Here is an 18,030-nt window from a genome sequence, read left to right as displayed (position 1 = left end):
CGACACACTGTTTCCTTTCTCCGTAATAAGAAAGGAAGTGAAGTGTGTTCGAGTCTCTCAAATTTTCACGACACCGATTGTGTCTCACGAGACACCTTCGGGTTGTGAGGTTAAGCGACTAAGCGTACACGGTGGATGCCCTGGCAGTCAGAGGCGATGAAGGACGTGCTAATCTGCGATAAGCGTCGGTAAGGTGATATGAACCGTTATAACCGACGATTTCCGAATGGGGAAACCCAGTGTGATTCGTCACACTATCGTTAAGTGAATACATAGCTTAACGAAGCGAACCGGGGGAACTGAAACATCTAAGTACCCCGAGGAAAAGAAATCAACCGAGATTCCCCCAGTAGCGGCGAGCGAACGGGGAGCAGCCCAGAGTCTGAATCAGTTTGTGTATTAGTGGAAGCGTCTGGAAAGTCGCAGGGTACAGGGTGATACTCCCGTACACAAAAATACACATGCTGTGAACTCGAAGAGTAGGGCGGGACACGTGGTATCCTGTCTGAATATGGGGGGACCATCCTCCAAGGCTAAATACTCCTGACTGACCGATAGTGAACCAGTACCGTGAGGGAAAGGCGAAAAGAACCCCGGCGAGGGGAGTGAAACAGAACCTGAAACCGTGTACGTACAAGCAGTGGGAGCCTCTTTATGGGGTGACTGCGTACCTTTTGTATAATGGGTCAGCGACTTATATTCTGTAGCAAGGTTAACCGTATAGGGGAGCCGCAGGGAAACCGAGTCTTAACTGGGCGTTAAGTTGCAGGGTATAGACCCGAAACCCGGTGATCTAGCCATGGGCAGGTTGAAGGTTGGGTAACACTAACTGGAGGACCGAACCGACTAATGTTGAAAAATTAGCGGATGACTTGTGGCTGGGGGTGAAAGGCCAATCAAACCGGGAGATAGCTGGTTCTCCCCGAAAGCTATTTAGGTAGCGCCTCGTGAACTCATCTTCGGGGGTAGAGCACTGTTTCGGCTAGGGGGCCATCCCGGCTTACCAACCCGATGCAAACTACGAATACCGAAGAATGTTATCACGGGAGACACACGGCGGGTGCTAACGTCCGTCGTGAAGAGGGAAACAACCCAGACCGCCAGCTAAGGTCCCAAAGTCATGGTTAAGTGGGAAACGATGTGGGAAGGCACAGACAGCCAGGATGTTGGCTTAGAAGCAGCCATCATTTAAAGAAAGCGTAATAGCTCACTGGTCGAGTCGGCCTGCGCGGAAGATGTAACGGGGCTAAACCATGCACCGAAGCTGCGGCAGCGACGCTTATGCGTTGTTGGGTAGGGGAGCGTTCTGTAAGCCGTCGAAGGTGGCCTGTGAGGGCTGCTGGAGGTATCAGAAGTGCGAATGCTGACATAAGTAACGATAAAGCGGGTGAAAAGCCCGCTCGCCGGAAGACCAAGGGTTCCTGTCCAACGTTAATCGGGGCAGGGTGAGTCGACCCCTAAGGCGAGGCCGAAAGGCGTAGTCGATGGGAAACAGGTTAATATTCCTGTACTCGGTGTTACTGCGAAGGGGGGACGGAGAAGGCTATGTTGGCCGGGCGACGGTTGTCCCGGTTTAAGCATGTAGGCGGGAAGTTTAGGTAAATCCGGACTTCTGTATAACGCTGAGGTGTGACGACGAGGCACTACGGTGCTGAAGTGACAAATGCCCTGCTTCCAGGAAAAGCCTCTAAGCATCAGGTAACATCAAATCGTACCCCAAACCGACACAGGTGGTCAGGTAGAGAATACCAAGGCGCTTGAGAGAACTCGGGTGAAGGAACTAGGCAAAATGGTGCCGTAACTTCGGGAGAAGGCACGCTGTCGGTAAGTGAAACCCCTCGCGGGTGGAGCTGAAGGCAGTCGAAGATACCAGCTGGCTGCAACTGTTTATTAAAAACACAGCACTGTGCAAACACGAAAGTGGACGTATACGGTGTGACGCCTGCCCGGTGCCGGAAGGTTAATTGATGGGGTTAAGCGCAAGCTGAAGCTCTTGATCGAAGCCCCGGTAAACGGCGGCCGTAACTATAACGGTCCTAAGGTAGCGAAATTCCTTGTCGGGTAAGTTCCGACCTGCACGAATGGCGTAATGATGGCCAGGCTGTCTCCACCCGAGACTCAGTGAAATTGAAATCGCTGTGAAGATGCAGTGTACCCGCGGCAAGACGGAAAGACCCCGTGAACCTTTACTATAGCTTGACACTGAACACTGGTCCTTGATGTGTAGGATAGGTGGGAGGCTTTGAAGCGAGGACGCCAGTTCTTGTGGAGCCAACCTTGAAATACCACCCTTTAATGGCTGGTGTTCTAACGTAGACCCGTGATCCGGGTTGCGGACAGTGTCTGGTGGGTAGTTTGACTGGGGCGGTCTCCTCCTAAAGCGTAACGGAGGAGCACGAAGGTTAGCTAATCACGGTCGGACATCGTGAGGTTAGTGCAAAGGCATAAGCTAGCTTGACTGCGAGAGTGACGGCTCGAGCAGGTGCGAAAGCAGGTCTTAGTGATCCGGTGGTTCTGAATGGAAGGGCCATCGCTCAACGGATAAAAGGTACTCCGGGGATAACAGGCTGATACCGCCCAAGAGTTCATATCGACGGCGGTGTTTGGCACCTCGATGTCGGCTCATCACATCCTGGGGCTGAAGTAGGTCCCAAGGGTATGGCTGTTCGCCATTTAAAGTGGTACGCGAGCTGGGTTTAGAACGTCGTGAGACAGTTCGGTCCCTATCTGCCGTGGGCGCTGGAGAATTGAGGGGGGCTGCTCCTAGTACGAGAGGACCGGAGTGGACGCATCACTGGTGTTCGGGTTGTCATGCCAATGGCATTGCCCGGTAGCTAAATGCGGAAAAGATAAGCGCTGAAAGCATCTAAGCGCGAAACTTGCCCCGAGATGAGTTCTCCCTGAGCCTTTAAGGCTCCTGAAGGAACGTTGAAGACGACGACGTTGATAGGCTGGGTGTGTAAGCGTAGCGATACGTTGAGCTAACCAGTACTAATGATCCGTGAGGCTTAACCTTACAACACCGAAGGTGTTTTGTTTGAGAGACAGAGATTTAATTTTCAGCTGAATTCCGGAATTTAAGTTGATGGTTATACAGAAGTATAACGGTCGATGAAACAGAATATGCCTGGCGGCACTAGCGCGGTGGTCCCACCTGACCCCATGCCGAACTCAGAAGTGAAACGCCGTAGCGCCGATGGTAGTGTGGGGTCTCCCCATGCGAGAGTAGGGAACTGCCAGGCTCCAAATTAAAGCGTGCTGATATGGCTCAGTTGGTAGAGCGCACCCTTGGTAAGGGTGAGGTCCCCAGTTCGACTCTGGGTATCAGCACCAGTTTTTAGGTTAAAGTTCGGCGCTAGATAAAGAATTTGCCTGGCGGCAGTAGCGCGGTGGTCCCACCTGACCCCATGCCGAACTCAGAAGTGAAACGCCGTAGCGCCGATGGTAGTGTGGGGTCTCCCCATGCGAGAGTAGGGAACTGCCAGGCTTCAAATAAACAAAAAGGCCATCCGAAAGGATGGCCTTTTTGTTTTGGTGTTTTTCAAAAAGGAAAGGCCACTTTAGTGACCTTTAGTTTTAAATATCAATGAATAACCTGAGACAGAAACGCTCTGGTACGTTCTGACTTAGGGTGAGCAAAGAACTCATCAGGAGCTGCTTGCTCAACAATTTCCCCACGGTCCATAAAGATCACTCTATCTGCTACGGTTCGCGCAAATCCCATTTCATGTGTTACACACAGCATTGTCATACCAGATTCAGCCAGACCAATCATGGTATCGAGTACTTCTTTTACCATCTCGGGATCAAGAGCAGAAGTCGGTTCATCGAACAACATAATCTTTGGTTTCATGCATAACGATCGAGCGATAGCGACACGTTGTTGTTGGCCACCGGATATTTGACCGGGGAATTTATGGGCGTGCTCCGCGATACGAACTCTTTCCAGATAATGCATGGCTAACGCTTCGGCTTCTTTCTTTGGCATTTTACGTACCCAAATTGGTGCCAGGGTACAATTTTGTAAGACTGTCAGATGCGGGAAAAGGTTAAAATGCTGGAACACCATCCCAACCTCCGTCCTTACTTTTTCTATATTGCGTAAGTCATCGTTAAGCTCTGTTCCATCAACAATAATTCGTCCTTGTTGATGCTCTTCAAGGTGGTTAATACAACGTATTGTTGTGGACTTACCGGATCCAGAAGGGCCGCACAGTACAATACGCTCGCCTTGTTTTACCTTCAGGTTAATATTTTTTAGTACGTGAAACTGCCCATACCATTTGTTCACATTTTCCAACATGATCATCGCATCAGCGGGTTGCAATGTAATTTGACTCATTTATTCATCCTCAATGCGGTGCTCGTCCGGTGTTAAAACGCTTCTCAAGATGTTGGCTATAGCGCGACATACTGAAACAGAAAATCCAATAAATAAGAGCGGCAAAGACATAGCCTTCGGTCGACATACCGAGCCATGCAGGGTCAACCGTGGCCTGTTGTACGCTGCTAAAGAGATCAAACAGGCCAATAATGATCACCAAGCTGGTATCTTTAAAGAGGGCAATAATCGTGTTAACCAGGCCTGGAATAACCATTTTCAGGGCTTGCGGTAAGATAACTAGCCCTTGAGTTTTCCAGTATCCCAACGCCAGCGATTCTGCTGCTTCATATTGTCCTTTTGGTAAAGCCTGCAAACCCCCACGTACTACTTCAGCCACGTAAGCCGACTGGAATAAAATGACCCCGACCAGCGCGCGGATTAATTTATCAATGCTTGTGCCTTCAGAGAGAAATAGCGGTAACATCACTGATGACATAAACAGCACGGTAATCAGCGGTACGCCGCGCCAGAACTCGATAAATATCACCGACAAGATTCTGACGACTGGCATTGTTGAGCGACGCCCTAATGCCAGTAAAATCCCCAGCGGCAAAGCACCGGCAATCCCCACCGAAGCAATAATCAACGTTAGAGTTAACCCGCCCCACTGACGTGTTTCGACGCGCTCCAGCCCCAAAAATCCACCGTATAACAGCCCCCAAACTATCAGCGGGTAGATAACAGCCCATGCGGCGATATAACGCCCCCGCCTCGGCATGGCATTCCAGAACATGGGAATAATGGATGTCAGGCCAATAATGAGGGCGAGATTAATTCGCCAGCGCTGATCGTGCGGATAAAGCCCATACATAAACTGTCCAAAACGTGTGTGGATAAACACCCAACATGCACCTTCTTTGGTGCAGTCTGCTCGGCTGTCACCAATCCAGTTCGCCTGGAAAATCGTCCAGTTTAATAAGGGTGGAATTAACTCCCACATCATCCATATGCAGAAAATGGTCAGTAAACTGTTAGACCAGCTGGAAAAGAGATTCCTACGAATCCATTGCATCGCCCCTGAGCGAATTACCTTTGGGGGCGCTTGATGTGACATCAATGCTTTAGTCATCATATTTCCTTAGCGCTCAATCAGGGCAATTCGTCTGTTATAGATATTCATCAGTAACGAAATCGTCAGGCTAATAATCAGATAGACCGACATGGTTATGGCAATGGTTTCAATTGCCTGACCGGTCTGGTTTAGAACCGTGCCTGCAAATAGTGAAACCATATCCGGATAACCGATAGCAGCTGCCAGAGATGAGTTCTTCACAATATTGAGATACTGACTGGTGAGCGGAGGAATGATCACGCGCATTGCTTGCGGGATGATGACCTGTCGCAATGTGACCGGGTTCGGTATCCCTAAAGAACGTGCCGCTTCATGTTGGCCGTGAGGTACCGATTGGATACCGGCACGAATGATTTCGGCGATAAATGCGGAGGTATATACCGACAAAGCCAGAGTGAGTGCTGCGAGCTCTGGAATCAACACCATACCGCCACGGAAGTTAAAGCCGCGTAATGCCGGTACATCCCAATGCAATGCCGCACCGAAAACCCACTGAGCAAACATGGGTAATAAGATCAGCAACGTTAAAGCATAAGGCCAGGAACGGCGCAGTTGTCCGGTTTTGATTTGATGCATTTTGTTATAGCGAAACAAACCCGCAGAGACGATCAATGCCAGAACAATCGCGGCAACAAATGCCAGAGCTCCTTCGCCGATTTGTGGAGAAGGAATATAAAGTCCGCGGTTACTCACAAAGAGAAGATCGAAGGCATTGACCGCCTGACGGGGACCCGGCAGGTTACGCAATACCGCAAAATACCAAAAGAAAATCTGCAATAGAGGCGGAATATTGCGGAACGTCTCAATGTAGAACGTAGAAAGTTTGCGTAGTAACCAGTTATCAGACAGGCGAGCCAGACCGAGAAAGAACCCGATAAATGAAGCGAATACGATACACAGCGCAGAAACCAATAAGGTATTCAGCAGACCGACGACGAACACGCGGCCGTACGTATCGCCCTGTTCGTAATCGATAAGATGCTGAACGATACCGAAACCCGCGCTGCGGTCGAGAAATGCAAAACCTGAGGTAATGCCACGATTGCTAAGGTTGGTGACGGTATTGTGTATCAGGTAAATAGCGATGCCAACGACAACGACGACGGCGATAATCTGATACAGCCAGGCGCGAACCGCTGGATTAGAAAAGGATATATCACCTTTTAAGAGTGGGCGGCGATGGGACATAAGCGAACCTCAGTAATATAAACTCTAACCCTGGGCACTACCGCAGTAGTGCCCATTTCTGATGTATCGCTTAGCGAACCGGTGGTGCGTATTGGATCCCGCCTTTGTTCCACAGATTATTTTGCCCACGTTTGATCTTCAAAGGACTTTCGGATCCAACGTTATGTTCGAAGATTTCAGCATAGTTACCGACTTGTTTGACGATGTTGTAAGCCCATTTATTATCAAGTTTTAGATCTTTACCAAAATCACCCTCTTTCCCTAACAGGTGGCCCATATCAGGCGTTGTTGGATTGGCCGCCATCTGATCAACGTTTTTCGAGTCCACCCCCATCTCTTCGGCATTCAGCATAGCGAACAGCGTCCAACGCACGATGGAGAACCATTCCTCATCACCACGGCGAACGACCGGCCCCAGAGGCTCTTTCGAGATGACTTCCGGCAGAACAATCCATTCATCTGGTTTGCTTAGTTTAATGCGCAGGGCATAGAGCTGAGACTGATCCGAGGCGAGGGTATCGCAGCGCCCAGATTCGAGTGCTTTGGCAGATTCATCGGAACGATCAAAGGTTACCGGCGTGTATTTCATATTGTTTGCTTTGAAGTAGTCAGCCACGTTCAACTCAGTATCCGTACCCGCCTGAATACAAACCGTTGCGCCATCCAGTTCCTTAGCACTCTTCAAATCTGCTTTATTGTGCGTCAGGAAGCCGATACCGTCATAATATGTGACGCCGGTAAACACCATACCCATACCGGCATCGCGTGAAGATGTCCATGTGGTATTACGCGACAGAATGTCCACTTCACCGGATTGAAGTGCGGTAAAACGCTCTTTCGCTGTCAGGGGTGTATATTTAACTTTCGAGGCATCCCCAAATACCGCAGCAGCGACGCCGCGGCAAACATCCACATCAATACCGGTAAATTTGCCGTTTGCATCGGCATAAGAAAAACCAGGCAAGCCATCACTTATCCCGCATTGCACGAAGCCTTTCTTTTTAACCGCGTCAAATGTAGTGCCAGCATGAGCCTGGTTTACAACCGCGAATAATGCACCGGCAGCGACCAGAGTGGAGATCAATGTCTTTTTCATAATGCATCCTGTGTGGCGAAATTATCGTTATAAGTGTTGGCGTCCGAGTGGCGCCGTTTTTCCTGTCTGCGGCATCTGCCTGTCTGGTTAAAGCAAACGGAGTGCCAAGATTGCGAGAGACAGTGTGCGTGCACCTCTCGTCACAGTAAGCAGAGTGTAGACAGTAAAAATGGCTCTCAGCGCCCCGCAAAGGTGCAAAACTGAAACCTACGCCACATTTCAGCGCAAAAAAGTTTCAGTTTTTGATCATGTTAAAAGAAGTAATTTCGTGGGGGAAAATTAGCCTGAATACTATTCAGATTGGAATGTGAAAGTGATCACGACTACTGCTGCAATAAAACAAACGTAGAAAGAATGGAGTGATTTGTTTCACGCTAAAATTTTGTTGGTTTCAAGGAGGTTGCACTCAAATGATGCAAACAAACTCCTTTCGCGCATCAAATAAAAAAGCGCGCCTCATAAGGGCGCGCTTTTTCAAAGTGGTGGTACTTATTTAGTTAAAGCAACGATACCCAAGGTTAAACCCGCAATGGCAGCGGCCCCACCGGCAATAGCGCCTGCGGTTTCCCAGTTATCCTGAGTAGTGCCTTTCATACAGGTATTGGTGTGCACCAAACGACCCTGGTCATCATAGACTGGAACGCAAGGTGAATTGGTTGCACAGCCAGCCAGAAGTGTAGAAAGCAACGCAGCGGCAATAAGCTTTTTCATTTGGAACCTCGTTAACGCAAACTCCGGTCAGGGATAACTCGTGTATTAAAGTAAAGAGGTACCTTAAAACCTGTTCCGGTGTGAATAAGCTGATTTTATCACCGGGGGGTGGATTAAGAGGAGAGAGGAATAATTGCAATTCATGTGCTGTGTAAACAAAGTGGAGAAAAGTGAACAAAGGGCAAAGGAGTGTGGAGAGAAAGTGAAGTGACGCATTTTCAGATAACCGAGCCGTGTCACAACTATAAAAAAGCGTGCATGACCAAGAGTAGTAACCATTCAAGCCATATGGTTAACTGGTAAGCGTCGATGCATGCTACAGACTCGTTTAATACATGGTTAATTTAAGGATAAGAATATGCCAGCTGTCATTGAAAAAGCATTGGATTATATTGGCGGTATGAACACATCTGCATCAACGCCACATTCTATGGATGAGAGTACAGCTAAGGGAATATTTAAGTACCTGAAAGCGCTAGGTGTACCTGCTAGTGCAGAAGATGTTACAGCGCGGGCTACTAAGGAAGGATGGAATATTGAATTCACAAAAAAAGTGGCTGGGTGGGCTGAAAAAATCGACTCCGGCGAACGTGTTCTTATTAAAAATCCTGAATACTTTTCTTCGTATATGCAGGAGCAGCTCCGGGCACTAGTACAAGCTGAACATGCGCATACCGATTAAGTTTTACGGATGCATGCTCTTTTCAATCGATCGTCTTTATTCGGAAGTTAGTTTCTCACCTGATGTATCACGAATATTAAAAAAGGCGCTTCCCCATGCCGAGTAGCGCCTTTTTAAACAACAACTTAACTGATTAATATCAGTTCATGCCGTATTTTTTCAATTTCTTACGCAGCGTGCCACGGTTGATGCCCATCATCAGGGCAGCGCGGGTTTGGTTGCCACGGGTGTATTGCATCACCATGTCCAACAATGGCTGCTCTACTTCAGCCAATACCAGCTCATACAGATCATTAACATCTTGACCATTCAGTTGAGCAAAATAGTTCTTCAGTGCCTGTTTCACGGAGTCACGCAGAGGTTTTTGGGTAACCTGATCCTGTGAGTTAACGGTGGAAACGGTTAGTACGTCAGAATTTACGCGTTGTTCGAACATAGTTCTGTCAGCTCTTTATTTCTAATTACGCAAGATTTTCGAAGTATGCCTCCAACGCCTCAAGCTGTTCGCTTGCATCCTCAATGGCGTTGAATGTGCGCCGAAACTGGTCATTTGGAGCGTGTTCCTGTAAGTACCAGGAAACGTGTTTGCGAGCAATTCGGTATCCCTTTGCATGGCCATAAAAACCATGAAGTTCCCGAATGTGTCCACAAAGTAAGCGCTTCACCTCTGCCAGAGGCAGTGGAGGAAGCAACTCTCCAGTGTCCAGATAATACTGGATTTCCCGAAAGATCCAGGGTCTTCCCTGAGCTGCACGTCCTATCATCAGAGCATCAGCCCCTGTATAGTCAAGCACAGCTCTGGCTTTAAGCGGGTCAGTAATGTCACCATTCGCGATTACCGGAATGGAAACTTTCTGCTTAACTGCCCGAATGCTGTCGTATTCAGCATCACCCTGAAATAAACAGGCGCGTGTGCGTCCATGAATTGTCAGAGCCTGAATGCCACAGTCTTCAGCCAGTTGGGCAATCTCTTCACAGTTACGGTGCGCCGTATCCCAGCCTGTGCGAATCTTCAACGTAACGGGTACGTCAACTGCGTTAATGACCGTCGTCAGGATAGACTTCACCAGGCTTGGGTATTGCAGCAGAGCGGAGCCCGCCAGTTTACGATTCACTTTCTTAGCCGGGCATCCCATATTGATATCAATAATCTGGGCGCCATTAGCCACGTTAATGCGTGCGGCCTCTGCCATCTCATCAGGATCGCTCCCGGCGATTTGCACGGTGCGGATACCTGGTTCATTCACGTGCACCATTCGTAAACGTGATTTATCACTCGCCCAAACTTCAGGGTTAGAGGACATCATCTCGGAAACGGTTAACCCGGCTCCCATTTCGTAACACAGCGTCCTGAATGGTCTGTCAGTGATACCAGCCATAGGTGCTGCGATTAGTCGATTTCTGAGCTGGTGGTGTCCGATGTGCATGAGTTAAGAAATGACCATTCATACCTGCAAGGCGGCGTATATTACGCATTTTTTACACGAGATGAAAGGACAAACTTTGAACAATCAGATGTTGTAGATCAATGAATCATTATCCAGAGAATAAAATGAAAATTATTTATATTAATTTTCATTTAGTTACCTGTTTTTGGTTAATATTTGCTCTATTGGTTTTTAGTGAAATTTGACAGCAATTAACCGCAAAATAAGCAGTAAGCGCCAGATAAATTGCTGTTTTGTTCACCTATTTTAGTGTTTTTCTGAGAGCTGCATCCCATTTTGCCGAGTGAAAAGAGAGGCGTTTTCCGTAAAGGGAACGGAATGAAATGTGGGGTAAAAAGGGTTTTATTCAGCGACAACATGGCCCGAAGGCCATGTTGTTTTAGACGGTGGGATTAACGTTTATGACCGGTAATACGGCACCATTCTTCTTTTTCAGCGACAGGGTCGAGAGTAAATTTATCCTGATACGCCTCACAAACACTTTCAGCCTGGCTTGCCAGTACACCAGAAAGCCCCAGGAAACCGCCCTGTACAGGCAGCACGCTGATTAACGGCGCGAGTTCACGTAATGGGCCTGCAAGGATGTTAGCGACGACAACATCGGCGCTCATGGCTTCTGGCTGGTCTTTTGGTAAATAGAGTTCAAGGCGATCGGAAACGCCATTGCGCTGCGCGTTATCACGGCTGGCCTGAATCGCTTGTGGATCGATATCAATACCAATCGCTTTGGCTGCGCCCAATTTCAGTGCGGCAATCGCGAGAATGCCGGAGCCGCAGCCGAAATCAATTACCGTTTTGCCAGCCAGATCCAGGCCATCAAGCCATTCCAGGCACAGCGAAGTAGTTGGGTGAGTGCCGGTACCAAATGCAAGGCCCGGGTCAAGCATCACGTTTACGGCGTTTTCATCCGGAACATCACGCCAGCTTGGGCAGATCCACAAACGTTGACCAAAGCGCATTGGGTGGAAGTTGTCCATCCATTCACGTTCCCAGTCTTTGTCTTCAAGCTGTTCAATTCTATGGTGGAAACCGACGCTGAGCAGTGGGCAGTTTTCGAGAATTGCCACGACTTCTTTCATATCCGTTTCAGCGTCATACAGTCCAATGACATCGGTATCGCCCCATAAACGGGTTTCGCCTGGCAGCGGCTCGAATACCGGTGTGTCATGGGTGTCCTGAAAGGTAACGGAAACCGCACCGCTTTCGATCAGTGCATCGCCGAGCTCTTCAGCGCTCCCACCGGTAGTATTAATTTTCAGTTGAATCCATGGCATAGCGAAACTCTTTATTTATCAGTAGTTGAAACGAGTGCTGGAACAGGAAGCGGCTGACCAAAACGGTTGCCCACCAGGAACGCCAGCAAACTTAGTAATAGCGACGGTACGATAGGGTGGAAGTCTAGTGGCTGGAGTTTGAAACTCGCCAGCACCGCATACAGTCCACCACCGACAATCATTGCACTCAGCGCCCCGGCAGCATTGGCGCGTTCCCAATACAGGCCCAACACCAACGGCCACAGGAACACGGCTTCAAGCCCACCAAACGCCAGTAAATTCAGCCAGATAATCATTTCCGGTGGGCGCCAGGCCGCGAGCAGCAATAATGCCCCCAGCACCAGGGTGATCACGGATGACATCCTCTTCAGACGCTTTTCATTGTGGATCTGTTCCGGACGCATATTCAGATAAAGATCTTTGACGATCGTAGCTGAAGATTGCAGCAATTGGGCGTTGATTGTCGACATAATGGCGGCCATCGGGGCGGCGAGGAAAATGCCCGCCGCGACCGGCGGTAAAACGGTGACCATTAATGTTGGAATAACCAAATCAGGGACTTTCAGATCAGGGATAACCGCGCGGCCTAATGCTCCCGCCAGGTGCATACCTAGCATCAGAATAGCGACCACAATCGTGCCGAGAATAATTCCGCGGTGTACGGCTTTGCTATCTTTATACGAGATACAACGCACTGCGGTATGAGGCAAACCAATCACCCCAAAGCAGACCAGCACCCAGAATGAAGTCATAAACGTCGGAGACAGAATGTTATCCGCACCCTGCGGCGAAACCAGTTTAGGATCGATATGCTGAAGTTTATCAACCGCGCTATGCAAACCACCCGCAGCATGAACGATGCCAACCAGCAGCAAAATCGTGCCGATTAACATCACCATTCCCTGCATGGCATCGTTGAGAACGCTGGCTCGGAAGCCACCAAATGCGGTGTACAGCGCAATACTGATACCAAAAATCAACAGGCCTGTTTCGTAAGGAATACCGGCGGCGGTTTCCAGCAGTCGCGCTCCGCCAATAAACTGGACGGTCATTGCGCCCACAAAAGCGACCAGCAGGCTCACACTCGCCAGCCACACCAGTAAACGGCTTTGATAGCGGGCATACAGCATGTCATTCAAGGTAACGGCGTTATAGCGACGGGCAAGAATGGCAAACTTTTTACCTAAAATACCCAGCGACAACCAAACCGCCGGAAGCTGAATCATCGCCAGCAGAACCCAGCCAAGACCGTATTTATATGCCGCCCCTGGCCCACCAATAAATGAGCTTGCGCTGATGTAGGTAGCGGTGAGTGTCATCGCTAACACGAAGCCACCCATTGAACGGCTGCCAAGGAAATATTCGTTGAGGAAATTACCCGTAGTGCGGCGCCTCATGGCGTACATTGAAATACCGAATACCACCAACAAATACGCCACCAGAGGCAATATAACTTCAAGCTGCATGATCATCCTCCAGAGGAATGTCACGGAAGATAAACCGAACCATTGCCCAGCACAGCAAAATGAACAGCAACGGTACCAGCAGGCATGCCATTTCAAACCAGTGCGGCAGGCCGGTTGGGCCGATCTCATTACCAGGTAAGTAAGCAGCCACTAACCATGCTGCAAGATAGAAAAGAGTCAGCCAAAGCGCCCAGCGGGCTTCTTTATGGGCCTGAACAAAACGCGCGTCCATTATTATCCCTTGAGTTGGCGGAAAGCGGCGATTGTAACGCATAGCTGCGGGATGGGGATCAAAAAAGAAAAAGGCCGGAAAACCGGCCTTTTAAGCTGAAAACCTGAGAGAACTTAGTCCTGAAGACCCAGTTTCTTCTCCAGGTAGTGGATGTTTGTTCCACCGTGCTGGAAGTTTTCATCGTTCATGATGCGCGTTTGCAAATCAACGTTGGTTTTAATGCCATCGATGATCAGCTCAGCCAGAGCATTCTTCATACGAGCAATCGCAACTTCGCGGGTTTCACCGTAACAGATAAGCTTCGCGATCATTGAGTCGTAGTACGGAGGAACAGTGTAGCCGGAATAGATATGCGATTCCCAACGTACACCAAAACCACCCGGCACGTGGCAACGAGTAATTTTGCCCGGGCTTGGCAGGAAGGTATTCGGATCTTCGGCGTTAATACGGCATTCAACCGCATGACCGCGAACCTGAACATCTTCTTGCTTAATAGACATTGGCTGCCCAGCTGCAATGCGCAGTTGTTCTTTAATCAGATCAACACCGGTAATCATTTCTGTTACCGGATGCTCAACCTGAATACGGGTGTTCATCTCGATAAAGTAGAACTCACCGTTTTCGAACAGGAACTCAAAGGTACCAGCACCGCGATAGTTGATGTCGATACACGCTTTGGAGCAGCGCTCACCGATGAATTTACGCAGTTCAGGCGTGATGCCTGGCGCTGGCGCTTCTTCAACAACTTTCTGGTGACGACGCTGCATAGAGCAGTCACGTTCAGCCAGATAAATCGCGTTACCCTGGCCATCAGCAAGAACTTGAATCTCGATGTGGCGTGGGTTTTCCAGGTACTTCTCCATATAGACCATGTCGTTGTTGAAAGCAGCTTTTGCTTCCGCACGGGTCATATTAATGGATTGTTCCAGGTCGGCATCGCTACGTACAACGCGCATACCACGACCGCCGCCGCCGCCGGACGCTTTGATAATCACCGGGTAGCCAATGCGTTTAGCATGGGCACGGTTTTTATCCATATCGTCATTCAGCGGGCCGTCAGAACCTGGTACACAAGGTACGCCAGCTTTCTTCATCGCATTGATCGCAGAAACTTTATCGCCCATCAGACGAATAGTTTCAGCGCGCGGGCCAATGAAGATAAAGCCTGAACGCTCAACTTGCTCAGCAAAGTTGGCGTTTTCAGACAAGAAGCCATAACCCGGGTGAATCGCTACTGCACCAGTAATTTCTGCCGCAGAGATGATTGCCGGGATATTCAGATAGCTTTTCACGGATGGAGCCGGGCCGATACATACGGTTTCATCCGCCAGCAATACGTGTTTTAGATCGCGATCCGCAGTGGAGTGCACAGCGACAGTCTTGATGCCCAGCTCTTTACAGGCACGAAGAATACGCAGAGCAATCTCGCCACGGTTAGCGATGACAATTTTATCCAGCATGTTCGCCTCGTTACTCGATGACGACCAGCGGCTCGTCAAATTCAACCGGTTGGCCATTCTCAACCAGGATGGCTTTCACCACACCGGCTTTGTCAGCTTCGATTTGGTTCATCATTTTCATTGCTTCAACGATGCACAGAGTGTCGCCAACGTTTACTTTTTGGCCAACTTCAACAAATGCTTTAGCATCCGGGCTTGGGGTGCGGTAGAAAGTACCGACCATTGGGGAACGCACGATGTGACCACTGACTTCAGCAGCAACTGGCGCTTCCATTACTGGTGTTGCGGCAGGGGCAACAGCGCCAGCCAGGGTTGGCTGCTGCTGGTACATTGGAGCTGCATAAGCCTGTTGCATCATCGGGAAACCCGTGTTTGCCGGTGCGCGGCTGATGCGTACAGACTCTTCGCCTTCAGAAATTTCCAGTTCGGAGATGCCTGATTCTTCAACCAGCTCGATCAGTTTTTTAATCTTACGAATATCCATGAGTGGGTTCCGTACTCTTGTTTAGATGGATTTTGACAAACGTTTTACCGCTGTCTGTAGTGCATATGAATAGCCGTCAGCGCCTAATCCGCAGATGACACCAACCGCTTTATCAGAAAGATATGAATGATGACGGAAGGGTTCACGCGCATGCACATTGCTGAGATGGATCTCGATAAACGGAATATCTACCGCTAACAAGGCATCACGCAGTGCAACGCTCGTATGCGTAAACGCGGCCGGATTAATCAGAATAAAATCGACAGTGTCTTTAGCCTGATGAATTCGGTCGATCAACGCATATTCCGCATTGGATTGCAGGTGACTTAACGAGACATTTAGCTGCTTTGCTTCATCTTCGAGCGAGTTAACAATTTGGGTTAACGTCTGCGTGCCGTACTTCTCAGGCTCACGTGTGCCCAGCATATTAAGGTTCGGACCATTCAAAAGCAAAATGTGAAAATTAGCTGACATCGTGCTGCCATCTCCTGCAATTTGTAGGTAATTTACAAAATATACCTAAGTTGCTCGGTTGTCACCTTCAGAGCCAGAAAATGGCCTGTCAGAAAAACCAAAGTCGCACATTATAACGATTTCGTAGCATTTGGCAGCTAAATACTGGTCTTATCAGGGAAGATGATCAACCGATATCCTTTTCAGGGGAATGGTTGATCACTTTTCTGCGGGGAAGAACACATATCTGGTGTTATCGCAGCCACTGGCGAAACTTCTTGTGGCGCAAGGCCAAAAGGATGACTGCCCCTGCCGCATAAAACAGTGGCTGAGGGGAGATTATCTTCACTGACCAGAGGTAATGAATCGGTGCCAGAATCGCCACAAGATAGACGAAGTTATGCAGTTTTTGCCAGCGCGTGCCTAATTTTCGCTGTAAAGCTTGGGTGGATGTTGCTGCCAATGATAGCAGCACCAGCCAACTGATTATTCCTAAAGTTAAATAGGGGCGCGTCACCAATTCTTGGCCAAGTAGCGCCAGATTATTGATGCCCAACTCCAGCGTGGCATAACTGATTAAATGAAGTGTCGCCCACGCAAAGCACCATAATCCCAGCAGGCGGCGGGTGCGAATCAACAGCGGTTGCTTCCCATAACGGGCTAAAGGCGTAACTAAAAGCGTTGCCAGCAATAACTTCAACGCCATCCTGCCAGTAAAATGCTGAATATCTTTGGCGGGATCGGCGCTTAACAGCCCCTGGCTTGCGGCATAAAATAACCAGACAAACGGCAAAAAGGCAGCCAGATGCAGCACTACTTTCAGGAATGTGACCTGTTTCGCTGTTAATCTCACTTTAGAAATTCTCCTTCAGATTCAAACCGCGATAAAGCGATGCAACCTGATCGGCATAGCCATTAAACAGCAATGTTGGCTGGCGCTTCACATCAAGCACGCCGCCCGCACCGATAAATCGTTCAGTGGCCTGCGACCAGCGCGGATGATCAACATGCGGATTTACGTTGGCATAAAACCCATATTCGTCAGGCGCGGCCATATTCCAGGTTGTCGGGGGCAGTTCACGTACCAGTTTGATACTGACAATCGACTTTATTCCTTTAAAGCCGTACTTCCACGGAACGGTGAGACGTATCGGGGCACCGTTTTGTGGGGGTAATGCTTTGCCATAAACCCCAACGGTTAGCAGCGTCAGGGGATTCATTGCTTCATCAAGGCGTAACCCTTCAACATAGGGATACTTCAACCCACCGCCAATAAATCGATCTTTCTGTCCGGGCATTTGTTCCGGGTCGTAAAGCGTTTCAAAGGCGACGTATTTTGCATTGCTGGTGGGCTCAACCATCGCCAATAATTTGTGGAGCGGGAAGCCAATCCATGGGACAACCATCGACCAGGCCTCAACGCAGCGCATCCGATAAATACGCTGTTCAAGCGGGAATTTCTTGTACAAATCATCGAGATCAAGCGTGAGCGGTTTTGCAACTTCACCGCTAATACTGACTTTCCACGGATCGGTTTTCAGGCTACCGGCGTTGGCGGCAGGGTCGGCTTTATCAAGGCCAAATTCATAAAAGTTATTGTAGCCAGTGACTTTATCTTCTGGCGTCATAGTCAACTTTGCCTGCCACTGTTCAGGCTGGCTGAATTGCAAAGGCTTCCCAGACGGCGCGGGCGGCCTGTCGTTACCTTTAAACCAGGAGAGAATATCCGCCTGTGCCGTTTGAGGAAGTGTAAGGGCGGCCGCACTAATGCCTAGCGCTTTCAGCACCTGGCGACGTTTCAGCATAAAGACGGATTCGGGTGTGACATCGGCTTCGGTCAAGCAGTCGACCTTTTTCATCTTATTCTCCAGAGTGGCATTACAACCTAAGCATGACGGAGAACGGCTAACCCTGCGAATATGTCACAAAAAATTGAAACTTAAATGGGCTGTTTAAGGGGGTTAATCGCCATTGATGGGAAAAAGAGGGGGCGAAGTCTATACTTGAAAGCGTGTGTTTCAAGCTGGTTCTATACCACAAAGGGTGAGAATCCGTTCGTCACGTTTGCCAGACCCGCTCT

Annotated in this window: 16 protein-coding genes, 1 tRNA gene and 3 rRNA genes; 5 read left to right on the top strand and 15 right to left on the bottom strand. The window is 49.2% G+C overall.

Features of this window, described 5'->3' with window-relative positions; genetic code table 11:
• Positions 1–108 precede the first annotated feature (108 nt).
• From AB1E22_RS07425 to rrf (AB1E22_RS07410), 4 genes are all read left to right on the top strand, one after another.
• A 23S ribosomal RNA gene (locus AB1E22_RS07425) occupies positions 109–3,016 on the top strand.
• A 110-nt stretch (positions 3,017–3,126) separates the two neighbouring features.
• Positions 3,127–3,242 (top strand): 5S ribosomal RNA (gene rrf, locus AB1E22_RS07420).
• Between the two features lie 15 nt (positions 3,243–3,257).
• Positions 3,258–3,333 (top strand) — tRNA-Thr (locus tag AB1E22_RS07415).
• 38 nt (positions 3,334–3,371) lie between these two features.
• A 5S ribosomal RNA gene (rrf, locus tag AB1E22_RS07410) occupies positions 3,372–3,487 on the top strand.
• A gap of 96 nt (positions 3,488–3,583) precedes the next feature.
• On the opposite strand, the gene AB1E22_RS07405 is transcribed toward rrf (AB1E22_RS07410), so the two are convergent.
• The 5 genes from AB1E22_RS07405 to AB1E22_RS07385 all read right to left on the bottom strand — a co-directional run bounded on the left by AB1E22_RS07405 (position 3,584) and on the right by AB1E22_RS07385 (position 8,451).
• Positions 3,584–4,342, bottom strand: coding sequence for an amino acid ABC transporter ATP-binding protein (locus AB1E22_RS07405; RefSeq protein ID WP_367594766.1), 759 nt, complete (start codon positions 4,340–4,342; stop codon positions 3,584–3,586).
• Positions 4,343–4,352: 10 nt separating this feature from the next.
• Complete coding sequence (locus tag AB1E22_RS07400; protein WP_367594765.1) at positions 4,353–5,453, bottom strand: amino acid ABC transporter permease; 1,101 nt, start codon at positions 5,451–5,453, stop codon at positions 4,353–4,355.
• A gap of 9 nt (positions 5,454–5,462) precedes the next feature.
• The gene (locus AB1E22_RS07395; protein WP_367594764.1) at positions 5,463–6,644 is read right to left on the bottom strand and encodes an amino acid ABC transporter permease; all 1,182 of its coding nucleotides are present in this window, start codon (positions 6,642–6,644) and stop codon (positions 5,463–5,465) included.
• A 70-nt stretch (positions 6,645–6,714) separates the two neighbouring features.
• Positions 6,715–7,740 carry an amino acid ABC transporter substrate-binding protein gene (locus tag AB1E22_RS07390; protein WP_367594763.1) on the bottom strand — a complete coding sequence of 342 codons (1,026 nt, stop codon included), beginning with the start codon at positions 7,738–7,740 and terminating at the stop codon, positions 6,715–6,717.
• Positions 7,741–8,229: 489 nt separating this feature from the next.
• Positions 8,230–8,451 carry a hypothetical protein gene (locus tag AB1E22_RS07385; RefSeq protein WP_034459881.1) on the bottom strand — a complete coding sequence of 74 codons (222 nt, stop codon included), beginning with the start codon at positions 8,449–8,451 and terminating at the stop codon, positions 8,230–8,232.
• 358 nt (positions 8,452–8,809) lie between these two features.
• On the opposite strand from AB1E22_RS07385, the gene AB1E22_RS07380 reads away from it, so the two are divergent.
• On the top strand, positions 8,810–9,133 hold the full coding sequence (locus AB1E22_RS07380) for a DUF1889 family protein (RefSeq protein ID WP_367594762.1): 324 nt from the start codon (positions 8,810–8,812) through the stop codon (positions 9,131–9,133).
• 139 nt (positions 9,134–9,272) lie between these two features.
• Here AB1E22_RS07380 and fis read toward each other — a convergent pair whose 3' ends face one another.
• The 10 genes from fis to msrP all read right to left on the bottom strand — a co-directional run bounded on the left by fis (position 9,273) and on the right by msrP (position 17,809).
• Complete coding sequence (gene fis, locus AB1E22_RS07375) at positions 9,273–9,569, bottom strand: DNA-binding transcriptional regulator Fis (protein ID WP_000462905.1); 297 nt, start codon at positions 9,567–9,569, stop codon at positions 9,273–9,275.
• Positions 9,570–9,594: 25 nt separating this feature from the next.
• On the bottom strand, positions 9,595–10,560 hold the full coding sequence (gene dusB / locus AB1E22_RS07370; protein WP_367594761.1) for a tRNA dihydrouridine synthase DusB: 966 nt from the start codon (positions 10,558–10,560) through the stop codon (positions 9,595–9,597).
• Between the two features lie 413 nt (positions 10,561–10,973).
• Positions 10,974–11,855: a 50S ribosomal protein L11 methyltransferase gene (gene prmA / locus AB1E22_RS07365; protein WP_367594760.1), complete on the bottom strand. Its 882-nt coding sequence runs from the start codon at positions 11,853–11,855 to the stop codon at positions 10,974–10,976.
• Positions 11,856–11,866: 11 nt separating this feature from the next.
• Complete coding sequence (gene panF, locus AB1E22_RS07360; RefSeq protein ID WP_367594759.1) at positions 11,867–13,321, bottom strand: sodium/pantothenate symporter; 1,455 nt, start codon at positions 13,319–13,321, stop codon at positions 11,867–11,869.
• On the bottom strand, positions 13,311–13,553 hold the full coding sequence (locus AB1E22_RS07355) for a YhdT family protein (protein WP_367594758.1): 243 nt from the start codon (positions 13,551–13,553) through the stop codon (positions 13,311–13,313). The genes panF and AB1E22_RS07355 overlap by 11 nt, the downstream gene beginning before the upstream one ends.
• A gap of 113 nt (positions 13,554–13,666) precedes the next feature.
• Entirely contained in the window at positions 13,667–15,013 is a 1,347-nt protein-coding gene (accC, locus tag AB1E22_RS07350; protein ID WP_367594757.1) for an acetyl-CoA carboxylase biotin carboxylase subunit, read from the bottom strand.
• Positions 15,014–15,023: 10 nt separating this feature from the next.
• Positions 15,024–15,497: an acetyl-CoA carboxylase biotin carboxyl carrier protein gene (gene accB, locus AB1E22_RS07345; RefSeq protein ID WP_367594756.1), complete on the bottom strand. Its 474-nt coding sequence runs from the start codon at positions 15,495–15,497 to the stop codon at positions 15,024–15,026.
• 21 nt (positions 15,498–15,518) lie between these two features.
• Positions 15,519–15,971 carry a type II 3-dehydroquinate dehydratase gene (gene aroQ, locus AB1E22_RS07340; RefSeq protein WP_367594755.1) on the bottom strand — a complete coding sequence of 151 codons (453 nt, stop codon included), beginning with the start codon at positions 15,969–15,971 and terminating at the stop codon, positions 15,519–15,521.
• A gap of 232 nt (positions 15,972–16,203) precedes the next feature.
• On the bottom strand, positions 16,204–16,803 hold the full coding sequence (gene msrQ / locus AB1E22_RS07335; RefSeq protein WP_367594754.1) for a protein-methionine-sulfoxide reductase heme-binding subunit MsrQ: 600 nt from the start codon (positions 16,801–16,803) through the stop codon (positions 16,204–16,206).
• A gap of 1 nt (position 16,804) precedes the next feature.
• On the bottom strand, positions 16,805–17,809 hold the full coding sequence (gene msrP, locus AB1E22_RS07330; protein ID WP_367594753.1) for a protein-methionine-sulfoxide reductase catalytic subunit MsrP: 1,005 nt from the start codon (positions 17,807–17,809) through the stop codon (positions 16,805–16,807).
• Positions 17,810–18,030: the final 221 nt, after the last annotated feature.

Source organism: Buttiauxella gaviniae, from assembly GCF_040786275.1.
In the GTDB taxonomy this organism is placed as follows: Bacteria; Pseudomonadota; Gammaproteobacteria; order Enterobacterales; family Enterobacteriaceae; genus Buttiauxella; species Buttiauxella gaviniae_A.
The sequence above is the reverse complement of the archived record's forward strand: the minus strand, read 5'-3'. Positions and strand labels throughout refer to the sequence as shown.

Coding starts and splice junctions, on each gene's coding strand:
- AB1E22_RS07405 (WP_367594766.1), bottom strand. CDS start 4,342: ATGAGTCAAATTACATTGCAACCCGCTGATGCGATGATCATGTTGGAA.
- AB1E22_RS07400 (WP_367594765.1), bottom strand. CDS start 5,453: ATGACTAAAGCATTGATGTCACATCAAGCGCCCCCAAAGGTAATTCGC.
- AB1E22_RS07395 (WP_367594764.1), bottom strand. CDS start 6,644: ATGTCCCATCGCCGCCCACTCTTAAAAGGTGATATATCCTTTTCTAAT.
- AB1E22_RS07390 (WP_367594763.1), bottom strand. CDS start 7,740: ATGAAAAAGACATTGATCTCCACTCTGGTCGCTGCCGGTGCATTATTC.
- AB1E22_RS07385 (WP_034459881.1), bottom strand. CDS start 8,451: ATGAAAAAGCTTATTGCCGCTGCGTTGCTTTCTACACTTCTGGCTGGC.
- AB1E22_RS07380 (WP_367594762.1), top strand. CDS start 8,810: ATGCCAGCTGTCATTGAAAAAGCATTGGATTATATTGGCGGTATGAAC.
- fis (WP_000462905.1), bottom strand. CDS start 9,569: ATGTTCGAACAACGCGTAAATTCTGACGTACTAACCGTTTCCACCGTT.
- dusB (WP_367594761.1), bottom strand. CDS start 10,560: ATGCACATCGGACACCACCAGCTCAGAAATCGACTAATCGCAGCACCT.
- prmA (WP_367594760.1), bottom strand. CDS start 11,855: ATGCCATGGATTCAACTGAAAATTAATACTACCGGTGGGAGCGCTGAA.
- panF (WP_367594759.1), bottom strand. CDS start 13,321: ATGCAGCTTGAAGTTATATTGCCTCTGGTGGCGTATTTGTTGGTGGTA.
- AB1E22_RS07355 (WP_367594758.1), bottom strand. CDS start 13,553: ATGGACGCGCGTTTTGTTCAGGCCCATAAAGAAGCCCGCTGGGCGCTT.
- accC (WP_367594757.1), bottom strand. CDS start 15,013: ATGCTGGATAAAATTGTCATCGCTAACCGTGGCGAGATTGCTCTGCGT.
- accB (WP_367594756.1), bottom strand. CDS start 15,497: ATGGATATTCGTAAGATTAAAAAACTGATCGAGCTGGTTGAAGAATCA.
- aroQ (WP_367594755.1), bottom strand. CDS start 15,971: ATGTCAGCTAATTTTCACATTTTGCTTTTGAATGGTCCGAACCTTAAT.
- msrP (WP_367594753.1), bottom strand. CDS start 17,809: ATGAAAAAGGTCGACTGCTTGACCGAAGCCGATGTCACACCCGAATCC.